This is a genomic window from Klebsiella sp. TF21-TM (assembly GCF_019753495.1).
In the GTDB taxonomy this organism is placed as follows: Bacteria; Pseudomonadota; Gammaproteobacteria; order Enterobacterales; family Enterobacteriaceae; genus Klebsiella; species Klebsiella quasipneumoniae.
The window spans coordinates 32,805-53,271 of record NZ_JAIJYL010000004.1 but is presented as its reverse complement, the minus strand read 5'-3'; the positions used below and the strand labels follow the sequence as shown (position 1 = coordinate 53,271).

The 20,467-nt window shown below is 59.0% G+C and carries 22 protein-coding genes; 9 read left to right on the top strand and 13 right to left on the bottom strand.

Annotation, left to right across the window (positions count from 1 at the left end; all coding sequences use genetic code 11):
- Nucleotides 1-86 precede the first annotated feature (86 nt).
- Nucleotides 87-1,820, top strand: coding sequence for a potassium/proton antiporter (locus K5R89_RS05140; protein ID WP_023290203.1), 1,734 nt, complete (start codon nucleotides 87-89; stop codon nucleotides 1,818-1,820).
- A gap of 16 nt (nucleotides 1,821-1,836) precedes the next feature.
- On the opposite strand, the gene dadX is transcribed toward K5R89_RS05140, so the two are convergent.
- The 3 genes from dadX to K5R89_RS05125 form a co-directional block, all read right to left on the bottom strand.
- Nucleotides 1,837-2,907, bottom strand: a complete 1,071-nt coding sequence (gene dadX / locus K5R89_RS05135) for a catabolic alanine racemase DadX (protein WP_023290204.1) — start codon at nucleotides 2,905-2,907, stop codon at nucleotides 1,837-1,839.
- A 9-nt stretch (nucleotides 2,908-2,916) separates the two neighbouring features.
- Nucleotides 2,917-4,215 (bottom strand): D-amino acid dehydrogenase, encoded by a 1,299-nt coding sequence (locus K5R89_RS05130; protein WP_044523951.1) that lies wholly within the window; start codon nucleotides 4,213-4,215, stop codon nucleotides 2,917-2,919.
- Between the two features lie 98 nt (nucleotides 4,216-4,313).
- Nucleotides 4,314-4,460 carry a hypothetical protein gene (locus tag K5R89_RS05125; RefSeq protein ID WP_064154403.1) on the bottom strand — a complete coding sequence of 49 codons (147 nt, stop codon included), beginning with the start codon at nucleotides 4,458-4,460 and terminating at the stop codon, nucleotides 4,314-4,316.
- A 76-nt stretch (nucleotides 4,461-4,536) separates the two neighbouring features.
- On the opposite strand from K5R89_RS05125, the gene K5R89_RS05120 reads away from it, so the two are divergent.
- A complete protein-coding gene (locus tag K5R89_RS05120; RefSeq protein WP_004203310.1) occupies nucleotides 4,537-6,069 on the top strand; it encodes a SpoVR family protein in 1,533 nt (510 codons plus the stop codon).
- Nucleotides 6,070-6,143: 74 nt separating this feature from the next.
- Here the strand turns inward: K5R89_RS05120 and fadR are convergent, their stop codons facing one another.
- Nucleotides 6,144-6,863 carry a fatty acid metabolism transcriptional regulator FadR gene (gene fadR / locus K5R89_RS05115; RefSeq protein WP_004203311.1) on the bottom strand — a complete coding sequence of 240 codons (720 nt, stop codon included), beginning with the start codon at nucleotides 6,861-6,863 and terminating at the stop codon, nucleotides 6,144-6,146.
- A gap of 248 nt (nucleotides 6,864-7,111) precedes the next feature.
- Between fadR and nhaB the strand changes: the two genes are divergently transcribed.
- The 3 genes from nhaB to K5R89_RS05100 all read left to right on the top strand — a co-directional run bounded on the left by nhaB (nucleotide 7,112) and on the right by K5R89_RS05100 (nucleotide 9,816).
- On the top strand, nucleotides 7,112-8,662 hold the full coding sequence (gene nhaB, locus K5R89_RS05110; RefSeq protein ID WP_023290206.1) for a sodium/proton antiporter NhaB: 1,551 nt from the start codon (nucleotides 7,112-7,114) through the stop codon (nucleotides 8,660-8,662).
- A 128-nt stretch (nucleotides 8,663-8,790) separates the two neighbouring features.
- On the top strand, nucleotides 8,791-9,321 hold the full coding sequence (dsbB, locus tag K5R89_RS05105; protein ID WP_004203315.1) for a disulfide bond formation protein DsbB: 531 nt from the start codon (nucleotides 8,791-8,793) through the stop codon (nucleotides 9,319-9,321).
- 150 nt (nucleotides 9,322-9,471) lie between these two features.
- Complete coding sequence (locus K5R89_RS05100) at nucleotides 9,472-9,816, top strand: DUF1971 domain-containing protein (RefSeq protein WP_032453353.1); 345 nt, start codon at nucleotides 9,472-9,474, stop codon at nucleotides 9,814-9,816.
- Nucleotides 9,817-9,822: 6 nt separating this feature from the next.
- On the opposite strand, the gene K5R89_RS05095 is transcribed toward K5R89_RS05100, so the two are convergent.
- The 3 genes from K5R89_RS05095 to K5R89_RS05085 form a co-directional block, all read right to left on the bottom strand.
- A complete protein-coding gene (locus K5R89_RS05095; protein ID WP_017900197.1) occupies nucleotides 9,823-10,269 on the bottom strand; it encodes a YcgN family cysteine cluster protein in 447 nt (148 codons plus the stop codon).
- 94 nt (nucleotides 10,270-10,363) lie between these two features.
- The gene (locus K5R89_RS05090; protein ID WP_023290208.1) at nucleotides 10,364-11,023 is read right to left on the bottom strand and encodes a fumarylacetoacetate hydrolase family protein; all 660 of its coding nucleotides are present in this window, start codon (nucleotides 11,021-11,023) and stop codon (nucleotides 10,364-10,366) included.
- A gap of 16 nt (nucleotides 11,024-11,039) precedes the next feature.
- On the bottom strand, nucleotides 11,040-11,321 hold the full coding sequence (locus K5R89_RS05085) for a YcgL domain-containing protein (protein WP_004203320.1): 282 nt from the start codon (nucleotides 11,319-11,321) through the stop codon (nucleotides 11,040-11,042).
- Between the two features lie 126 nt (nucleotides 11,322-11,447).
- Between K5R89_RS05085 and minC the strand changes: the two genes are divergently transcribed.
- From minC to minE, 3 genes are read left to right on the top strand one after another with little or no spacing between them, the layout of a single operon-like run.
- Nucleotides 11,448-12,146, top strand: a complete 699-nt coding sequence (gene minC, locus K5R89_RS05080; protein ID WP_023290209.1) for a septum site-determining protein MinC — start codon at nucleotides 11,448-11,450, stop codon at nucleotides 12,144-12,146.
- A 23-nt stretch (nucleotides 12,147-12,169) separates the two neighbouring features.
- Nucleotides 12,170-12,982, top strand: a complete 813-nt coding sequence (minD, locus tag K5R89_RS05075) for a septum site-determining protein MinD (protein ID WP_002910900.1) — start codon at nucleotides 12,170-12,172, stop codon at nucleotides 12,980-12,982.
- A gap of 3 nt (nucleotides 12,983-12,985) precedes the next feature.
- Nucleotides 12,986-13,255 carry a cell division topological specificity factor MinE gene (gene minE / locus K5R89_RS05070; protein WP_004103270.1) on the top strand — a complete coding sequence of 90 codons (270 nt, stop codon included), beginning with the start codon at nucleotides 12,986-12,988 and terminating at the stop codon, nucleotides 13,253-13,255.
- A gap of 77 nt (nucleotides 13,256-13,332) precedes the next feature.
- Here the strand turns inward: minE and rnd are convergent, their stop codons facing one another.
- From rnd to K5R89_RS05045, 5 genes are all read right to left on the bottom strand, one after another.
- Nucleotides 13,333-14,448: a ribonuclease D gene (gene rnd / locus K5R89_RS05065; protein ID WP_072420787.1), complete on the bottom strand. Its 1,116-nt coding sequence runs from the start codon at nucleotides 14,446-14,448 to the stop codon at nucleotides 13,333-13,335.
- 81 nt (nucleotides 14,449-14,529) lie between these two features.
- The gene (gene fadD, locus K5R89_RS05060) at nucleotides 14,530-16,215 is read right to left on the bottom strand and encodes a long-chain-fatty-acid--CoA ligase FadD (protein ID WP_085551111.1); all 1,686 of its coding nucleotides are present in this window, start codon (nucleotides 16,213-16,215) and stop codon (nucleotides 14,530-14,532) included.
- Nucleotides 16,216-16,420: 205 nt separating this feature from the next.
- Complete coding sequence (locus tag K5R89_RS05055) at nucleotides 16,421-17,002, bottom strand: Slp family lipoprotein (RefSeq protein WP_032453356.1); 582 nt, start codon at nucleotides 17,000-17,002, stop codon at nucleotides 16,421-16,423.
- A gap of 38 nt (nucleotides 17,003-17,040) precedes the next feature.
- The gene (gene tsaB / locus K5R89_RS05050) at nucleotides 17,041-17,736 is read right to left on the bottom strand and encodes a tRNA (adenosine(37)-N6)-threonylcarbamoyltransferase complex dimerization subunit type 1 TsaB (protein ID WP_023290213.1); all 696 of its coding nucleotides are present in this window, start codon (nucleotides 17,734-17,736) and stop codon (nucleotides 17,041-17,043) included.
- Nucleotides 17,737-17,881: 145 nt separating this feature from the next.
- Nucleotides 17,882-19,792 (bottom strand): ATP-dependent DNA helicase, encoded by a 1,911-nt coding sequence (locus tag K5R89_RS05045; RefSeq protein ID WP_087827136.1) that lies wholly within the window; start codon nucleotides 19,790-19,792, stop codon nucleotides 17,882-17,884.
- Nucleotides 19,793-19,923: 131 nt separating this feature from the next.
- Between K5R89_RS05045 and K5R89_RS05040 the strand changes: the two genes are divergently transcribed.
- The gene (locus tag K5R89_RS05040; protein ID WP_002910910.1) at nucleotides 19,924-20,268 is read left to right on the top strand and encodes a RidA family protein; all 345 of its coding nucleotides are present in this window, start codon (nucleotides 19,924-19,926) and stop codon (nucleotides 20,266-20,268) included.
- Here K5R89_RS05040 and K5R89_RS05035 read toward each other — a convergent pair whose 3' ends face one another.
- Nucleotides 20,269-20,454 (bottom strand): YoaH family protein, encoded by a 186-nt coding sequence (locus K5R89_RS05035; protein WP_004203339.1) that lies wholly within the window; start codon nucleotides 20,452-20,454, stop codon nucleotides 20,269-20,271.
- Nucleotides 20,455-20,467: the final 13 nt, after the last annotated feature.

Below are 20,467 nucleotides of genomic sequence, written 5' to 3'. Positions count from 1 at the left end.
CAGACGCATAGGCGGATCCCCTGCGAATTGTTAAAATAGTGTCACTTTTAGCCATTTTTTCACGCCAGTCAGGGAGTACGTGAACATTGGACGCCGCTGCGGTCATTAGTCTGTTTATTCTGGGTTCTGTTTTAGTAACCTGCAGTATCTTATTGAGCTCCTTTTCTTCTCGCCTTGGCATCCCGATTCTGGTCATCTTTCTGGCTATCGGGATGCTGGCAGGCATTGACGGCATCGGCGGCATCCCCTTCGACAACTACCCCTTCGCCTACATGGTGAGTAACCTGGCGCTGGCGGTGATCCTGCTGGACGGCGGGATGCGCACCCAGGCCAGCTCCTTTCGCGTGGCGCTATGGCCGGCGCTGTCGCTGGCGACGGTCGGGGTGCTGATCACTTCGGCGCTCACCGGGATGATGGCAGCCTGGCTGTTCAAACTGGATATGATCGAAGGCCTGCTGATCGGCGCCATTGTCGGCTCCACCGACGCCGCGGCGGTCTTCTCGCTGCTCGGCGGCAAGGGGCTCAACGAGCGCGTCGGCTCGACGCTGGAAATTGAGTCAGGCAGTAACGACCCGATGGCGGTTTTCCTGACCATCACCCTGATCGAAATGATCCAGCAGCACCAGACCGGCCTCAGCTGGATGTTCGCCGTGCATATCATTCAACAGTTTGGCCTCGGGATCGTCATCGGCCTCGGCGGCGGCTACCTGCTGCTGCAGATGATCAACCGCATCGTGCTGCCCGCCGGGCTCTATCCGCTGCTGGCGCTGAGCGGCGGGATCATGATTTTCGCCGTCACCACCACCCTCGACGGCAGCGGTATCCTCGCCGTCTATCTCTGCGGCTTTTTGCTGGGCAACCGGCCGATCCGCAACCGGCACGGTATCCTGCAGAACTTCGACGGTCTGGCGTGGCTGGCGCAAATCGCCATGTTCCTGGTGCTGGGCCTGCTGGTGACGCCCTCCGACCTGCTGCCGATCGCTATCCCGGCGCTGCTGCTGTCGATGTGGATGATTTTCATTGCCCGTCCGCTGTCGGTGTTTGCCGGTCTGCTGCCGTTCCGCGGATTTAACCTCCGTGAACGGGTGTTTATCAGCTGGGTTGGCCTGCGCGGCGCGGTGCCGATTATTCTCGCGGTGTTCCCGATGATGGCCGGCCTGGACAACGCCCGCCTGTTCTTCAATGTCGCCTTCTTCGTGGTGCTGGTGTCGCTACTGCTGCAGGGCACCTCGCTATCGTGGGCGGCGAAAAAAGCCAAAGTGGTGGTGCCCCCCGTCAGCTGGCCCATCTCCCGCGTCGGGCTGGATATTCACCCGGAAAACCCGTGGGAGCAGTTCGTCTACCAGCTGGGGGCCGATAAATGGTGCATCGGCGCGGCGCTGCGCGACCTGCATATGCCGCCGGAGACGCGGATTGCCGCGCTGTTTCGCAACAATGTCCTGCTGCACCCCACCGGCAGCACCCGCCTGCGGGAAGGCGATATCCTGTGCGTCATTGGCCGGGAACACGACCTGCCTGCGCTGGGCAAAATGTTCAGCCAGTCGCCGCCGGTGGCGCTCGACCAGCGCTTTTTCGGCGACTTTATCCTTGATGCCGAGGCCCGCTTCGCCGATGTGGCGCAAATCTACGGCATCGACGGCGGAGAGGAGTTCCGCGAACATCAGCAGTCGCTGGGGGAAGTGGTTCAGCAGCTGCTGGGCGCCGCGCCGGTGGTGGGCGACCAGGTGGAGTTCGCCGGGATGGTGTGGACAGTAGCGGAAAAAGAGAACGATCACGTGCTGAAGGTAGGGGTCCGGGTCGCGGAAGACGAGGCGGAGTGATCCGCCCCGGAATACGTTACAGCGTCACAACCGGCACCCGCGGCGCCAGGGCGCACATCAGCTCATAGCCGACGGTGCCGCAGCTGGCCGCCACGTCGTCGATTTTAATCTCTTTGCCCCACAGTTCGACCGGCGCGCCAATCCCGGCCTGCGGACAGGGGGTTAAATCGACCGCCAGCATATCCATCGACACGCGCCCGACGGTGGTGGTCCGCACGCCGTCCACCAGCACCGGCGTGCCGCTCGGCGCCACCCGCGGATAGCCGTCGGCATAGCCGCAGGCGACGATGCCGATCCGCTGCTCCTGGGTGGTGCGATACAGGCCGCCATAGCCGATCGCCTCGCCGGGGCGCAGGTTCTGCACGGCGATGATTTCGCTGCGCAGGGCCATCACCGGCTTCAGGCCGGTGTTCGCGATATCCTGCCACTGCCCGGAGGGCGACGCGCCATACAGCACGATGCCCGGTCGAACCCAGTCAAAATGCGCTTCCGGATGCCAGAGGGTCGCCGCCGAGTTAGCCAGCGAGCGCGGGCAATCCAGTCCCTCCGCCGCTTGTTCAATACGGCGCATCGGCTCGACAATCCCCTGCGGGTTCTCCGCCTCCGCGAAGTGCGACATCAGCGTCATCTCGCCGACGTTGCTTATCGCCCGCAGCTGCTGCCAGACGGTATGCACCCGCTCCGGCATAAAGCCCAGCCGGTTCATGCCGCTGTTCACCTTGAGATAGATATCCAGCGGCGCGCGCAGCTTCGCCTGCTGCAGCGCCTTAATCTGCCAGTTGCTGTGAACGCTGGTGGTTAAGCGATATTGATCCAGCACCGCCAGCTCATCGGCATGGAAGAAGCCCTCCAGTAGCAGGATCGGACCTTTCCAGCCCTGCTCGCGCAGCAGGATCGCCTCTTCCAGGTTGAGCAAGGCGAAACCATCCGCCGCGCTCAACGCACTCCATACCCGCGCCACGCCATGGCCATAAGCATTAGCTTTGACCACCGCCCACAGGCGCGACCCGGGGGCCGCGCGACGCACTATCTGTAAATTCTGCCGCAAGGCCAGCAGGTCGATGCTGGCCACTACCGGACGGGTCATGCAAGCTCCTTAGTTGTGTGCGCCATGCAGATGCTGCGGACGCGCCGGGGTGAACCCGGGGCTGTAGCGGGCGACCGCCAGATCGTCGTAAGGGATCGCCGGCGTGCGGCCGGAGATCAAATCGCTGATAAGCTGCCCTGAGCCGCAGGCCATGGTCCAGCCGAGGGTACCGTGACCGGTGTTGAGCCACAGGTTTTTAAACGCCGTGCGCCCGACCACCGGCGTGCCGTCCGGCGTCATCGGCCGCAGGCCGGTCCAGAAGGTGGCCTGCTCAACGTGGCCGCCGCGCGGGAACAGGTCGCGCACCACCATTTCCAGAGTTTCCCGACGCGGCTGCAGCAGCGCTTTGTTAAAACCGACGATCTCGGCCATACCGCCGACGCGAATACGCTGATCGAAACGGGTGATGGCGATTTTATACGTCTCATCAAGGATAGTGGAAACCGGCGCGCCGTCTTCCTGGGCAATCGGGATGGTTAACGAATAGCCTTTCAGCGGGTAGACCGGAATATCCACCAGTCCCTTGAGCATCGCCGTCGAGTAGGAGCCGAAGGCCATCACATAGGCGTCGCCTTTGATAATCTCATCGCCGCATTTCACCCCGGCAATGCGATCGCCCTCCTGCAGCAGGGCGTCCACCGGGGTGTTGAAGCGGAAAGTGACCCCGGCCTGTTCCGCCATCGCCGCCAGACGGGTGGTAAACAGCTGGCAGTCGCCGGTTTCATCGTTTGGCAGGCGCAGGCCGCCGGTCAGTTTGTGGCTGACCTCCGCCAGCGCGGGCTCCACTTCCGCCAGCCGCTTCGCCTCCAGCAGCTGATACGGCACGCCGGCGTCCTCCAGCACCGCGATGTCGCGGGTGGCGTTTTCATACTGTTTGGCGGTACGGAACAGCTGCAGCGTCCCGCCCTGACGCCCTTCATACTGAATGCCGGTGGTGTCGCGCAGCGCCTTCAGGCAGTCGCGGCTGTACTCCGCCAGGCGCACCATCCGGCCTTTGTTCTCCATATAGTGGCGGGTGTCGCAGTTGCGCAGCATCTGCCACATCCACTTCAGCTGGAACGACGTGCCGTCAAGGCCGATCGCCAGCGGCGCATGGCGCTGGAACATCCATTTTATCGCCTTCAGCGGCACCCCCGGCGCCGCCCAGGGCGCCGCATAGCCGGGAGAAATCTGCCCGGCGTTGGCCGCGCTGGTCTCCTCTGCCGGACCGGGCTGACGGTCGATAACCGTCACCTCATGACCCGCCTGACTCAAATACCACGCGCTGGCTACCCCAACCACCCCACTTCCCAGTATGACGACACGCATAGCGACTCCGTAACAGTTAAAGAACAATCATCTAATTACAAATTGATAACTCAGATGAAAATATTATTCAACATACGCTTTATTTATGGTGACTTAACTCACAGCAAACCGCACCAGCCCTGCGCTGCGAGATTTACGATCTCATGCTGCTCTTTATTTTTACCCAGCATTATATTCTGTAAATAAGCGCAAAAAACGGCTTTGAGATGGGGAAATCGCGAAGAAAAGCGATTGGCTGACAACACAGTTTGCTGTGCGGTGTTCTATGCTTGTTTAGAGGTTTTCCGTTCAGAGAAAACCAACAACAACGAGGGCGCGCTAATGGCTACGATTGACTCCATGAACAGGGACACCACCCGTTTAAGCGATGGACCCGACTGGACGTTTGAGTTACTGGAGACCTACCTGGCCGAAGTGGACCGGGTCGCTAAGCTCTATCGTCTTGACACCTACCCGCACCAGATCGAAGTCATTACTTCCGAGCAGATGATGGACGCCTACTCCAGCGTCGGCATGCCCATCAACTATCCGCACTGGTCGTTCGGCAAAAAATTCATTGAGACCGAGCAGGCCTATAAGCACGGCCAGCAGGGCCTGGCGTATGAGATTGTCATCAACTCCAACCCCTGTATCGCCTACCTGATGGAAGAAAACACCATCACCATGCAGGCGCTGGTGATGGCGCACGCCTGCTACGGGCATAACTCGTTCTTTAAAAACAATTACCTGTTTCGCAGCTGGACCGACGCCAGCTCAATCATCGACTACCTGATCTTCGCCCGCAAATACATTACCGAGTGCGAAGAACGCTATGGCGTCGACGAAGTGGAGAAACTGCTCGACTCCTGCCATGCGCTGATGAACTACGGCGTCGACCGCTATAAACGTCCGCAAAAAATCTCTCTGCAGGAGGAGAAGGCGCGGCAGAAAAGCCGGGAAGAGTATCTGCAGAGCCAGGTGAATATGCTGTGGCGCACCCTGCCGAAGCGCGAAGAGGAGAAGGCGATTGAGTCCGCCCGCCGCTACCCTTCCGAACCGCAGGAGAACCTGCTGTACTTTATGGAGAAGAACGCCCCGCTGCTGGAATCGTGGCAGCGCGAGATCCTGCGCATCGTGCGCAAAGTCAGCCAGTATTTCTACCCGCAGAAACAGACCCAGGTGATGAACGAGGGGTGGGCCACCTTCTGGCACTACACCATCCTCAATCATCTCTATGACGAAGGGAAAGTGACCGAGCGCTTTATGCTGGAGTTTCTCCACAGCCACACGAACGTGGTGTTCCAGCCGCCATACAACAGTCCGTGGTACAGTGGGATTAACCCCTACGCGCTGGGCTTCGCCATGTTCCAGGACATCAAGCGCATCTGCCAGTCGCCCACCGAAGAGGACAAGTACTGGTTCCCGGATATCGCCGGTTCCGACTGGCTGGAAACGCTGCATTTCGCCATGCGCGACTTCAAGGATGAGAGCTTTATCAGCCAGTTCCTGTCGCCGAAGATCATGCGCGATTTCCGCTTCTTCACCGTGCTCGACGACGACCACAACAATTATCTCGAGATCTCGGCGATCCACAACGAAGAGGGCTATCGCGAGATCCGCAACAAGCTCTCAGCGCAATATAACCTCAGCAATCTTGAGCCGAATATCCAGGTGTGGAACGTTGACCTGCGCGGCGACCGCTCGCTGACGTTGCGCTATGTGCCGCACAACCGCGTCCCGCTGGACAAAGGGCGGCGCGAAGTGCTGAAACATGTGCATCGTCTGTGGGGGTTCGATGTGCTGCTGGAGCAGCAGAACGCCGACGGCAGCATTGAGCTACTGGACCGCTGCCCGGCGCGGCCGAACGCGCTATAGCTTTACGGGACGTATAAAACGACGAAGGGGGCCATCGGCCCCCTTATTGTGTTTATCGATGGCGAATAGCCAGCTTAACGCACATTCATGGCTAAATCGCCGGGCAGCGATTTCTGCATCCGGTGCCAGATCTCGCCGCTGTCATGGCCGTAGCGACGAACCAGCTCATACACCTGATCGTGCAGGCCGCCTTCGCACACCTTCGCCAGCTGATGATAAAAGCCCAGCGCCAGGCTGCGCGCTTCCGGGCTGGAGAAATAGTGGCGGCCAATGCGGGTATACAGCCCCTTCATGCCGTTGAGGATCAGACCATAGATCGGATTGCCGGAGGCGAACGCCAGACCGCGGAAAATGTTGTAATCGAGGTCGGCGAAGGCGTCGGCGTGATCTTCCACTTCCCGGGCGCTGTCCAGCACCGCCAGCGCTTTATCCGGATGCTGACGGAACGCGGTGCGAATAAAAATCGTGGAAATATTGGTGCGCACGGAGAGCAGGTTATCAATCAGCTGCGGGACGCTGTCGTGATCGAGACGCGCCAGCGTTTCAAGGATATTCAGCCCGGAGGTCTCCCAGAAGTTGTTCACTTTGGTGGGTTTGCCGTGCTGAATGGTCAACCAGCCGTCACGCGCCAGACGCTGCAACACTTCGCGCAGAGTGGTGCGGGTGACACCGATCAGCTCAGAAAGCTCGCGTTCAGCGGGGAGAATCGATCCAGGTGGGAAGCGGTTATTCCAGATGCTCTCAATGATATACTCTTCCGCGAAACCCGCAGGGCTCTGCGCCTTAATGACCATAATAATATTTCCATTACACATTGTTGCAATTGCACTCATCATACCAGAGCCGCTATAGCGCAGATAGCATCGCAAGTGAATTAAAAAGGGATCGCCGTTTCATTTTCCGTTTTTACTTTACGCTTTTCCTTCTCTCCCGTAACCGCCGCCGCGCTGCGAAGAAAGTTGCTTCTCATTTTGCTCAGCTGATACTCTTGCCAATCGTTACGCACAAAATCATGTACTAATTGACGGGGAAGGATTCTGTCGTGGAAATTTCTTATGGCCGCGCGCTGTGGCGCAATTTTCTTGGCCAGTCGCCTGACTGGTACAAGCTGGCATTAATTATTTTCTTAATCATTAATCCGCTGGTGTTCGCCTTAGCGCCGTTTGTCGCCGGCTGGCTGCTGGTGGTTGAGTTTATCTTTACCCTCGCCATGGCGCTGAAGTGCTATCCACTGCTGCCGGGGGGGCTGCTGGCATTTGAAGCGGTGCTGATCGGCATGACCAGCCCGGGTCATGTGCGGGAAGAGATCGCCAGCAACCTGGAAGTGCTGCTCCTGCTGATGTTCATGGTGGCGGGCATCTACTTTATGAAGCAGCTGCTGCTCTTCGTCTTTACGCGCCTGCTGCTCGGCATCCGCAGCAAAATGCTGCTGTCGCTGGCCTTCTGCCTGGCCGCCGCCTTCCTCTCCGCCTTTCTCGATGCGCTCACCGTGGTGGCGGTGGTGATTAGCGTCGCCGTCGGGTTTTACGGCATCTATCACCGCGTCGCCTCGGCGCGCCCCGACGATAGCGATGTGCAGGACGACAGCCATATCGATCAGCACTACCGCGAGGTGCTGGAGCAGTTCCGCGGTTTTCTGCGCAGCCTGATGATGCACGCCGGCGTCGGTACCGCGCTCGGCGGCGTCATGACCATGGTCGGCGAGCCGCAAAACTTGATTATCGCCAAAGCGGCGGGCTGGCACTTTGGCGAATTCTTCATTCGCATGTCGCCCATCACGCTGCCGGTGCTGGTCTGCGGGCTGCTGACCTGTCTGCTGGTGGAAAAGTATCGCCTGTTTGGCTACGGCGAACCGCTGCCGCCGGCGGTCCGAAAGGTGCTGCAGGACTTTGACGATCGCAGCCGCGCGCAGCGCAGTCGTCAGGAACGGCTGCGGCTGATTGCCCAGGCGCTGATTGGCGTCTGGCTGATCGCAGCCCTCGCATTGCACCTTGCCGAAGTCGGCCTCATTGGCCTGTCGGTGATCATTCTCGCTACCACCTTTACCGGCGTGACCGATGAACATGCGATTGGCAAGGCGTTCACCGAGGCGTTGCCCTTCACCGCGCTGCTGACGGTATTCTTTGCCGTCGTGGCGGTGATCATCGACCAGCAGCTGTTCACGCCGGTCATCGAGTTTGTTCTGCAGGCCTCGCCGCACGCGCAGCTGTCGCTGTTTTATCTGTTTAACGGCCTGCTGTCGTCCATCTCGGATAACGTTTTTGTCGGTACGGTCTACATCAACGAAGCGAAAACCGCCCTCGAGCATGGCGCCATCAGCCTGAAGCAGTTTGAGATGCTGGCGGTGGCGATCAATACCGGCACCAACCTGCCGTCAGTGGCCACCCCGAACGGCCAGGCGGCATTCCTCTTCCTGCTGACTTCCGCGCTGGCGCCGCTTATCCGGCTCTCCTATGGCCGCATGGTGTGGATGGCTCTGCCCTACACCCTCGTGCTGACGCTGGTCGGCCTGCTGTGCGTCGAGTTCACCCTGATGCCGGTCACCGAATGGTTGCTGGCTCACGGCTGGCTGGTTACCCCCACCCTGCCCTGATCCACCTGTCGCCCGGGTTCGCCCGGGCGATTCAATAACCAGTTACGTAATATTTTCCGCCGGGCCGCTGGCGTCGGTTCGGTTTTCGTTTACACTGCCATGATTTAGCATCTTCCAGGGAAATGATTATGTTGCAATATTTAAACCAGTGCTCGCGGGGACGCGGCGCCTGGCTCCTGATGGCATTGACCGCGTTCATTCTCGAACTCGTCGCGCTGTGGTTCCAGCACGTGATGCTGCTGCAGCCGTGTGTGATGTGCATTTATGAACGCTGCGCCCTGTTTGGCATCATGGGCGCGGGGCTGGTGGGCGCCATTGCCCCCAAAACGCCGCTGCGCTATGTCGCCATGCTGATTTGGCTGTACAGCGCGGTACGTGGGCTGCAGCTGGCGTGGGAACATACGATGATCCAGTTGCACCCATCGCCGTTCCAGACCTGTGATTTCGCCGCCCGCTTCCCGAGCTGGCTGCCGCTGGATAAATGGTTGCCGCAGGTGTTTGTCGCGTCCGGCGACTGTTCGGTACGCCAGTGGCAGTTCCTGTCGCTGGAGATGCCGCAATGGCTGGTGGGCATTTTCGCGGCCTATCTGGTGGTGGCTATCCTGGTGATCGTTGCTCAGCCTTTTAAAGCGAAAAAGCGCGATCTGTTTGGCCGCTAAGCCGCTGTGAGTCCCGCGCATCATGAAACGCCCTCCGGGGCGTTTTTTTGTGCCTGCTGTTCATCGCTGAATCGTTTCCTGTCTGTGGTTGACCACGGCCATCAAAAGATGCATATTAAATACATCTTATATAGCCCCACAGGAGCTCACATGTCATCTTTACTGATCCCCGCAGACTGGAAAGTTAAACGCTCCACCCCGTTCTTTACCAAAGAGAACGTCCCCGCCGCCCTGCTGAGCCACCACAACACCGCAGCCGGCGTCTTCGGTCAGCTGTGCGTCATGGAAGGTACGGTGACCTATTACGGTTTTGCCAATGAACAGGCGACGGAGCCGGAGAAAAAAGTCGTCATTCATGCCGGGCAGTTTGCCACCAGTCCGCCGCAGTACTGGCACCGCGTCGAACTCAGCGACGATGCCCGCTTCAATATTCACTTCTGGGTGGCGGATGAAACCGACGGTGAAAACGGGCTGTTCCACGCGAAAAAAGCGTGACGGCGCTTACCGTGCCCTGTCAGGCAGATTAAGGATGTGGTCCTGCCAGTCGACAACGGTGGACTCGGGCACCGCAATATGACGGACGGAGATGCGTTCGCCGTGCATCGCCGCTTTTGAGCCGGTCAGCAGCGGGTGCCAGGCCGGCAGAGGCTTGCCTTCCGCCAGCAGGCGATAGGCGCAGGTTGGCGGCAGCCATTCGAAAGTCGGCAGATTTTCGCGCGTGAGCTTGATGCAGTCCGGCTCATATTCGAAGCGACGCTCGTAGTTACGGCACTGGCAGGTTTTGATATTGAGCTGACGGCAGGCGACGTTGGTGAAGTAGATCTCATCGGTATCTTCATCCATCAGCTTATGCAGGCAGCACTGGCCGCAACCGTCACACAGCGATTCCCACTCCGCGTCGGTCATGTCATCCAGGGTTTTTTGTTGCCAGAAAGGTTGTTCGCTCATCGAAGTGTCCGTCGTTGCCAGTTAAGGGTGCACCTTATAACCAGTCTGGCACGACGATGCAAGTTTTGCCGCCCCAAAAGGCGGCAAACCACGCTTACAGTACCCGGGTGGTGAGCGACAGGCCGTTGAAGCCGACCACCAGCTCGTCGCCGCTGTGCAGCGGCCCTACCCCTTCCGGGGTGCCGGTGAGGATCACGTCCCCGGCTTTGAGAGTAAAGAAGCGCGACATATAGGCGATCAGCGGCACGATCTTATGGATCATGTCGGCGGTGGTGCCCTGCTGGCGCACCTCGCCGTTAATCTTCAGGCTTAACGGCGTATTCTGCGGGTCGCCGTGGAACTCGGCGGCCGGAATAAAGCCGGAGATCGGACAGGCGTTATCGAAGCCTTTGGCCTTTTCCCACGGCTGACCGGCCTTTTTCATCTTCGCCTGCAGGTCGCGCAGGGTGAGATCCAATGCGACGCCATAGCCGGCAATCCCTTTCTGCACATGCTCTTCCGTCGCCTGACGCAGCGTACCGCCGATCAGCACCGCCAGCTCGACTTCGTGATGCACCGAGCCCAGCCCCTCAGGAAGCACCAACGGCTGACGGAGATCGCACAGCGCGCTCTCAGGTTTAATAAACAGCACCGGCTCTTCCGGCGTCGCACTGCCCATTTCCTTGATGTGCTTTGCATAATTACTGCCGACGCAAACCACTTTGCTCACCGGATAATCCAGGAGCGCTCCCTGCCAGTTATGATGTTGGTACATTATTTTCCCTCGTGGGTTAATCGGATTGTTTCCCCTGTTCCGCCAGGTGTTTCTTTAGTAGATTTTCAGACGGCGGAGGAAGTTGCAGGTAATAGCCCTGTTCGCTTAACGCCTGTTTCACTTTTTCGAGGTCGGCGTTAACCAGTTTTTTGCGCCCATCCAGCGGCAGCAGCATCGCCATTTGCGGCGTGCCGAAGCCGCGCATCAGCTCGTCAGGAACGCGTGAGAAATCGTCCTTTTTTTCGACGTATAAATAGGTTTGTTCACGTTTAGTACTTCGATAGATCACACAAAACATAGTTTTACTCGGAATTAGACCCGTGGTCACTTGCCTCAATATATGAGTGACTATAACATGCCTTTTAGTCTTCGGAATATCACCGCACTTCGGCGGTCGATAAACAGCAAATTGAGTAAGGCCAGGATGTCAAATACGCCAATCGAACTTAAAGGCAGTAGCTTCACGTTATCTGTCGTTCATTTGCACGATGCAAATCCCGAGGTTATTCGTCAGGCGTTAGAAGACAAAATCGCCCAGGCTCCCGCCTTTTTACGCCATGCTCCGGTGGTGGTGAATATCGCCAGCGTCGAGGAGAGTGTCGAATGGCGCGCCGTCAACGAGGCTATCGCCGCGACCGGTTTACGTATTATGGGCGTCAGCGGATGCAAAATCCCGCGCCTGAAAACCGAAATCGACCGCGCCGGTATCCCGTTATTAACCGAAGGGAAAGAAAAAGCCCCTCGTCCGGCACCGTCCGAACCTGCCCCGCCGCCGCCAGTTGCTAACCAGATCACAAAAACGCGTTTGATTGACCAGCCGGTACGTTCCGGTCAGCGCATTTATGCGCCACACTGTGATCTTATTGTTACAAATCATGTGAGTGCCGGCGCGGAACTTATCGCTGACGGCAATATCCATGTATATGGCATGATGCGAGGACGCGCATTGGCAGGCGCCGGTGGCGACAGAGACGCCCAGATATTTTGTACCCACCTTGCGGCGGAGCTGGTCTCCATCGCCGGGGAATATTGGCTGAGCGATAACATCCCGGCCGAATTTTATGGCAAAGCGGCACGCCTGCGTTTAGGCGAAAGCGCTTTGACAATTCAACCGTTAAATTAATCCCTTTTTAACAAGGAATTTCTATGGCACGCATTATTGTTGTGACTTCGGGTAAAGGGGGCGTTGGCAAGACCACCTCCAGCGCGGCCATCGCTACAGGTTTGGCCCAGAAGGGAAAGAAAACCGTCGTTATCGACTTCGACATCGGCCTGCGTAACCTCGACCTGATTATGGGCTGCGAACGTCGCGTCGTTTATGATTTCGTCAACGTCATCCAGGGCGATGCCACATTGAACCAAGCGCTGATCAAAGATAAGCGCACGGAAAACCTCTACATTCTCCCGGCTTCCCAGACCCGGGATAAAGACGCCCTGACCCGCGAAGGCGTCGACAAAGTTCTCGAAGAACTGAAGAAGATGGAGTTCGATTTCATCGTCTGTGATTCCCCGGCAGGCATTGAAACCGGTGCGCTGATGGCGCTCTATTTCGCTGATGAAGCCATTATCACCACCAACCCGGAAGTCTCCTCCGTTCGCGACTCCGACCGTATCCTTGGCATTCTCGCCTCCAAATCCCGCCGCGCGGAAAATGGCGAAGAGCCGATCAAAGAGCACCTGCTGCTGACCCGCTACAATCCAGGCCGCGTCAATAAAGGCGATATGCTGAGCATGGAAGACGTGCTGGAGATTCTGCGCATCAACCTGGTGGGCGTGATCCCGGAAGACCAGTCAGTCCTGCGCGCATCCAACCAGGGTGAGCCCGTGATCCTCGATGCCGCGTCGGACGCAGGCAAAGCCTATGCCGATACCGTTGAACGTCTGCTCGGAGAAGAACGCCCTTTCCGCTTCATTGAAGAAGAGAAGAAAGGATTCCTCAAACGCCTGTTCGGAGGATAAATTATGGCTTTACTCGACTTTTTTCTCTCGCGAAAAAAGAACACGGCTAATATTGCGAAAGAACGCCTGCAAATCATCGTCGCCGAGCGCCGCCGCGGGGACGCGGAGCCGCATTACCTGCCGCAGTTGCGCAAAGATATCCTGGAAGTGATCTGCAAATACGTGCAGATCGACCCGGAGATGGTCAGCGTGCAGCTGGAGCAACGGGACGGTGATATTTCCATTCTTGAGCTGAACGTGACCCTACCCGAAACGGAAGAGTCGAAACCCTGACCTGCTGTTCCATCCCGAAAAAAAACCGGCTACGCCACGCGCCGCCGGTTTTTTTATAGCCTGAACCAGACCGCCCGCTAGCGCGGATAGTCGTTTAACAGCGTCTTCAGCCGTTCGCCCATCAGCTCACCACGCCAACCGGAAATCAGCTCAGGCTCAGCGGCCTGCGTTTTCAGCTGCCAGTGCCAGTTCAGCAGCTGGTTGATCTGTCGACGCGACGCCAGCAGCTCCGCGCTTACGCCCTTCTCCGCGCTCACTTCCTGCACCAGCGCTTTAATCTCTTTAAAGGCTTTGCGGTAGCCCGGCATGTCGATCAGATTCTGCAGCGGCGCCGGCAGCGACGACTCCGGCAGCGCCTGGGCTTTCTCGACCAGGCCGATCAGCGTTTTGCCATGGAAGCGAATTTCGCTACCGGACAACCCGAGGCTGTCGAGCTCGCCGAGGCTGGTGGGCATATAGCGCGCCACGCTCCACAGATGCTCTTCCCGCACCACAAAGTTCACCGCCAGGTCGCGCTCACGCGCTTTGCGCAGACGCCACTCCGCCAGCAGCTGCAGGCAGCCCAGCTGGCGGGTACGCAGCTGCCAGGCGTTGCCGATATCGCGCCAGGCCTCGGCCGGGTCGACCACCTCCTGACGGCGCTGCTGCATCAGGCGACATTCGTCCAGTGCCGCCGATAGCCAGCCCGCGCGATCGGTCTCCGCCATTAATTGGCTGGCGATCGGCAGCAGGTACCAGACGTCGGCCGCAGCGTATTCACACTGACGCTCGGTCAGCGGTCGCGCCAGCCAGTCGGTGCGGGATTCGCTTTTGTCCAGCGCGACCCCGGAATACTCTTCCACCATCGAGGCAAAGCCCCAGGACATCGGCCGACCGCAGAAAGCCGCCAGGATCTGGGTGTCGATCAGCGGCTGCGGCATCAGGTTGAACGCGTTGAGGAAGACTTCTAAATCTTCGCTGCCGGCATGCAGGTATTTGGTCACATCCGGATTGAGCAGCAGGTCGCGCATCGGCGCCCAGTCGTTAATCGTCAAGGGATCGATCAGAGAGACCTGGTGGCCGTCGAACAGCTGCAGCAGGCCCAGCTGCGGGTAATAGGTGCGGGTACGGACAAATTCCGTATCCAGAGCGACGGCGGAGGCCGCGCTTGCCGCTTCGCAGACAGCGCGCAGGCCATCGTCGGTGGTGATCATCTGATAGTTCAAAGCATACTCTCTTAACTTGCGCCCATAAAAAACGCCGGCGTAGCCGGCGTCTGGCGACTCATTCGTTACTCAGCCTTTATTGTCCACTTTAGCGCGCGCTTCGTCACGCAGTTCTCGCCGCAAAATTTTCCCGACGTTGGATTTCGGCAGTTCGTCACGGAATTCCACCAGTTTCGGCACCTTATAGCCGGTCAAATGGCGTCGGCAGAACGTAATCAGCGCTTCTTCGGTTAACGCGGCATCTTTCTTCACCACGAAGATCTTCACCGCTTCGCCGCTGCTGCCGGACGGCACGCCGATGGCCGCCACCTCCAGCACGCCGCTGTGCTGCATGACCACATCTTCGATTTCATTCGGATAGACGTTAAAACCCGACACCAGGATCATATCTTTTTTCCGATCGACGATGCGCAGGAACCCCTCTTCATCCATCACCGCGATATCCCCGGTGTGCAGCCAGCCGTTCTTGATGATCTCATCCGTCGCGTCAGGTCGCTGCCAGTAGCCCAGCATCACCTGCGGCCCCTTGATACAGAGTTCGCCAGGCTGGCCCGGCGCCACTTCGTTATCGTCATCATCCACCAGTTTGGCTTCGGTGGAAGGCACCGGCAGACCAATGCTGCCGCTGTGGTAGTCGATATCGTGGGGGTTGACGCTGACCAGCGGCGAACACTCGGTCAGTCCGTAGCCCTCAAGCAGATATTGCCCGGTCAGTTTCACCCAGCGCTCAGCCACCGCCTGCTGCACCGGCATGCCGCCGCCGGCGGAGAGGTGCAGCGAGGAGAAATCAAGCTGCTGGAACTCTTTGTTGTTCAGCAAGGCGTTGAACAGCGTATTAACCCCGGTCATGGCGGTAAAGGGATATTTCGCCAGCTCCTTCACCAGTCCGGGTATGTCGCGCGGGTTGGTGATCAGCAGATTCTGCCCGCCCAGCTCGATAAACAGCAGGCAGTTCATGGTGAGGGCGAAAATGTGATACAGCGGCAGCGCGGTCACCACAAACTCTTTGCCGCGATGCAGCAGCGGGCCGTAGGTGGCATTGACCTGCTCGAGGTTGGCCAGCATGTTGCGATGGGTCAGCATCGCCCCTTTAGCCACCCCGGTAGTGCCCCCGGTGTACTGCAGAAACGCCAGATCTTCCGCTACGATCTCCGGCTTCACGTACTGCATGCGATAGCCGTGCTGCAGCGCGCTGCGAAACGAGATGGCATCCGGCAGATGGTACTTCGGCACCAGGCGCTTGATGTACTTAACCACAAAGTTCACCAGCGTGCCTTTGGCGGTGGAGAGCTGATCGCCCATGCGCGTCAGGATCACGTGTTTCACCTGGGTCTTCGCCACCACTTTTTCCAGGGTATGGGCAAAGTTGGAGACGATGACGATCGCCGCCGCGCCGCTGTCGTTGAGCTGATGCTCCAGTTCACGCGGGGTATATAAGGGGTTGACGTTGACCACGATCATCCCGGCGCGCAGGATGCCAAACAGGGCCACCGGATACTGCAGCAGGTTAGGCATCATCAGGGCCACCCGATCGCCCTTCTGTAACCCTAAGCCCTCCTGAAGGTAAGCGGCGAAGGCGCGACTGCGCTCTTCCAGCTTACGGTAGGTCATCACTTCACCCATATTGATAAACGCCGGTTGGTCGGCGTAGCGGGTGGTGGCATGTTCAAACAGTTCAACCAGGGATTGATAGCGGTCAGGATTTATCTCCGCCGGAACATCTGCGGGATAACGGTTTAGCCAAACCTTTTTCACTGCATCACCTCTGAAATAGTTATTCGTCGTCATCACAGCCCCTGGGAAATACATTTTGTTAACATTATATTAACTCAGCGTACCAGTTTATTAATTAGGCAATGAGCAGGTTGCGAAGCGCGTCACTATTTTTTTTCTTATTCGACTGAAAACAAAGAAACAGCGGACTGGCCGCTGTTTCTTTGAACTAACAAAAACAACAAAATCATTCAGTTACAACGTTTCTTACCTCAGCAGGGCCGGGGTTGTACCATCCCCATCCGCCATAGCCGTACCCCCAGGGGCGGGGACCCAGCATCCACGGGTCGATGGGCTGCGGGGGCATCACCACCTGCTGCACCACGTTCCAGCGTTTGTAGCCGGTGGCGTTCATCAGCATAAATTTGTAGGGCGTGCTACCCACTTTGCCATCGACCACCCCGGCAATCGGCCCGACCACGGTCACCAGCTGGCCCCGGAAGTCCACCGGATCGAGGAAGCCGTTAACATCGGCAAAGATTCGCCCGCGCGAGGGTTCGCCCAGTTCCGGCCGCGCACCGCTGTCCAGCGGCACGGTAGCGATTTCTAAGCGGGTTTTACCCTGCTGGTTCTGCACGTTAACCACCTTGCCGCCAAAGCGCGCTTCCTGACCAACGTACAGCTGCGGGGCGTTCATCACCCGCACCAAATCCTGCTGCGGCGTGGGGCTGGTGCCTTTGATGGCATCCGGCACCGATACGCAGCCGCTCAGCGCAACGGCAACCGCCGCGGCCAGCAGCCAGCGAACGCCCTGTTTTTGACCCGCCATGATGCGACTCCTTTTCTCAGTCTTCTTGTTACTGAGATTCACTCGCGGCCCGGAAGTTTCTTCCACGCCACCTCGTTACGCAAATAAACCGGCTCCGCTTTCTCCACGGCCACGGTTTTCCCTGCCGCCAGCAGATAACAGGCTAACGGCAGCATATCCTCTGCCGCCGGCAGTTCAATTTCGCCGCTGCTTAAGGTCAGTCCGCTCTCTTTCGCCAGATCCGGCCACGCCTGCCAGCCGGTGCCGACGGTGGCCCATTCGCCGGAAAGCTGCGCCAGCCGTTCGGCCACCGCGTCCGGTTTGAGCACCGCTTCCGTCTCTTCGCCGTGCCAGACGCCCTGCTCGTCGCGCTGGTACTCAGCCCAGTAGACTTCACCCATCCTGGCGTCAATCGCCGCCAGCACGCGGGTGGCGCCGGTTTTGCGCCAGGCGCCCTGCGCCATGGTGGCCAGCGTGGAAACGCCGATCATCGGCAGCTCCGCGCCGAGCGCCAGACCCTGGGCGATGCCGATGCCGATACGCACGCCGGTAAAGCTGCCCGGGCCGCGGCCAAAGGCCAGCGCGTCCAGCTCGGTCAGGGTGGTGCCGCTCTCGGTGAGAACCTCCTGCACCAGCGGCAGGATACGTTGGGTGTGTTCGCGGGGACAAATTTCGAAATGAGCACTAAGGGTGCCATCATTCCACAGCGCCGCGGAGCAGGCCTCTGTGGCGGTATCGATAGCCAAAATTCGCATGGGTGGTCACGCTCTCGTTACATAGTTCAGGCCTTCAGGCAGCCTGTTTACCGGCAGACGGTCAATCCGTCGCCACACCGCCCGAAGTCTAGTGGGAACCGCTAATTAACAAAATGGCGCGCAGCTTAACACATTTTAGGGCGGATTACCTTGCCGGCGGCACGGCGAGGAAGCGCACCGCCCGGCGGATATCGCGGGTCCGCGGCGCGGGCGGCAGGCTGGCCAGGAACACCGCGCCGTAAGGACGCATCACCAGCCGATTGTCACAGATAACCAGCACCCCACGGTCGTCGATATCGCGGATCAGCCGGCCCACCCCCTGCTTGAGGGTGATCACCGCGTCCGGGAGCTGCACTTCATCGAACGGATCGCCGCCGCGTAGCCGGCAATCTTCCATCCGCGCTTTCAGCAGCGGGTCGTCCGGCGAGGTAAACGGCAGCTTATCGATGATCACCAGCGACAGCGCGTCTCCGCGCACATCGACCCCTTCCCAGAAGCTGCTGGTGGCCACCAGCAGGGCGTTGCCGGCGCTGACAAACTGCTGCAGCAGCTGGCCTTTACTGGTCTCCCCCTGCAGCAGCACCGGCAGGGTCATGGTGGCGCGGAACTGCTCCGCCAGATCGCGCATCATGGCGTGCGAAGTACACAGCATAAAGCAGCGACCGTCGTTAGCCTCGATCAGCGGTTTAAGCATGGCCGCCAGATGGCGCGCCGCGCCGGGCTGGTTCGGCAGCGGTAGATTACGCGGTACGCAGAGCAGCGCCTGATGCTGATAGTCAAAGGGGCTAGGCAGCAGAAGAGTCTGCGCCTCGTCGATCCCCAGCCGGGCGGTGAAGTGGTGTAGATCGTCATTTACCGACAGCGTCGCCGAGGTAAAGACCCAGCTTCCCGACTTCTGCGCCATCACCTCTTTAAACTTCTCGGCCACGGTCAACGGCGTCAGCGCAAGGGTAAAGTGGCGCGAGGTGCACTCATACCAGTAGCTGTAGCCCGGCTGATTGATCTCTTTCAGCCGCTTCAGACGCCCGCGATAAAGCGTGGCGCGCTCAAAGGCGGCGTCGAGCAGCGCCGAGCGCCCCAGCGAAAGTTTGGCGACGTCGTAACACAGTTCAAGAGCATCATCGAGCAGCAGCAGCGCCCGCTGAATGTGGCTGTCCGCCAGCAGCTCGCGCAGGTTGCCGCGGTAGCCCGGGTCCCCCAGCTGCAGGCGAAAATCCTGGGCGCTTTGCGCGAGGCGGTCGGCGCATTTTTGCAGCTGCTGGGTGTCTTTCAGTTCGGTGCGGTAGGCAATGGTGATGTCTTTCGCCAGATCCAGCAGCTGGCGGCTGGAAAGCGACTGGCCAAAGTACTGGCTGGCGATATCCGGCAGCTGATGGGCTTCGTCGAAAATCATCACCTCCGCCTCGGGGATCAGTTCGGCAAAGCCGCTCTCTTTGACCACCATATCGGCAAGAAACAGATGATGGTTGACCACCACCACGTCGGCGTCCATCGCTTTTTTACGCGCCTTCACCACGAAGCAATCTTTATACAGCGGACAGTCGCTGCCAAGGCAGTTATCGTTGGTGCTGGTGACCAGCGGCCAGGCCTGGGAATCTTCCGCCACGCTGGCGCAGGTGCTGATATCGCCATCCTGGGTTTGGTTCGACCAGGAGCGCAGGAGGATCACGTCGCTGAGGGTTTGCACCGGCAGATCGCCGCCAGCCAGCGCCTGCTGTTCCAGGCGTTCGAGGCACAGGTAGTTGGAGCGCCCTTTTAGCAGCGCCAGTTTGCCGGTGAATTTGAGCGCTTTGGCGACGGTGGGCAGATCGCGGCTGTAGAGCTGATCCTGCAGCGCTTTCGACCCGGTGGAGATAATCACCTTTTTTTTCGCCCGCAGCGCCGGCGCCAGGTAAGCGTAGGTTTTACCGGTTCCGGTCCCCGCTTCCACCACCAGCGGCCGGGAGGCCTCAATCGCTTCGCTGACCGCCACCGCCATCTGGCGCTGCGGCTCGCGCGGTTTAAATCCCGGTATGGCTTTGGCTAGCTGGCCGTCTGCTGCAAAATCGTCGATCACATTGCCCCCTGGTTATTTGGACAGTGATTATGTCAGGGAGGACGGCGTTTCGCCAGTCCGGGTAGTGACGCGAGCGGAACATTATGGCAGTCTTGCCGCTGCCGAATGGAATGCTCAAAGAGGAATGAGAAATGACAATTACGCGTATTGATGCCGAAGCCCGCTGGTCAGATGTGGTGATCCACAATCAGACCCTTTACTACACCGGCGTACCGGCGAATCTTGATGCCGATGCCTTCGAGCAGACCGCCAACACCCTGGCGCAGATTGACGCGGTGCTGGAAAAACAGGGCAGCGACAAGTCGCGTATTCTTGACGCCACTATTTTCCTTGCCGACAAAAGCGACTTTGCGGCGATGAATAAAGCCTGGGACGCCTGGGTGGTAGCCGGTCACGCCCCGGTGCGCTGCACGGTGGAAGCGACGCTGATGAACCCGCAGTATAAAGTTGAGATCAAAATCATCGCCGCGGTGTAATTACTCGTCTTCGTCTTCATCTTCAAAGCGCGCGACGATCCGTTCGCCGGTATGCGTCGCGCGTAGCTCTTCCGCCACCAGGGCAATCGCCTGGCCGCTGCTCATCCCCTGGGCCATCAGTTCCTGGATACGTTCGACCGCTTTTTGCTGTTGCTCGTGGCTCAGCGAAGGTAAACCTGCAAACATCTTGTACTCCTGC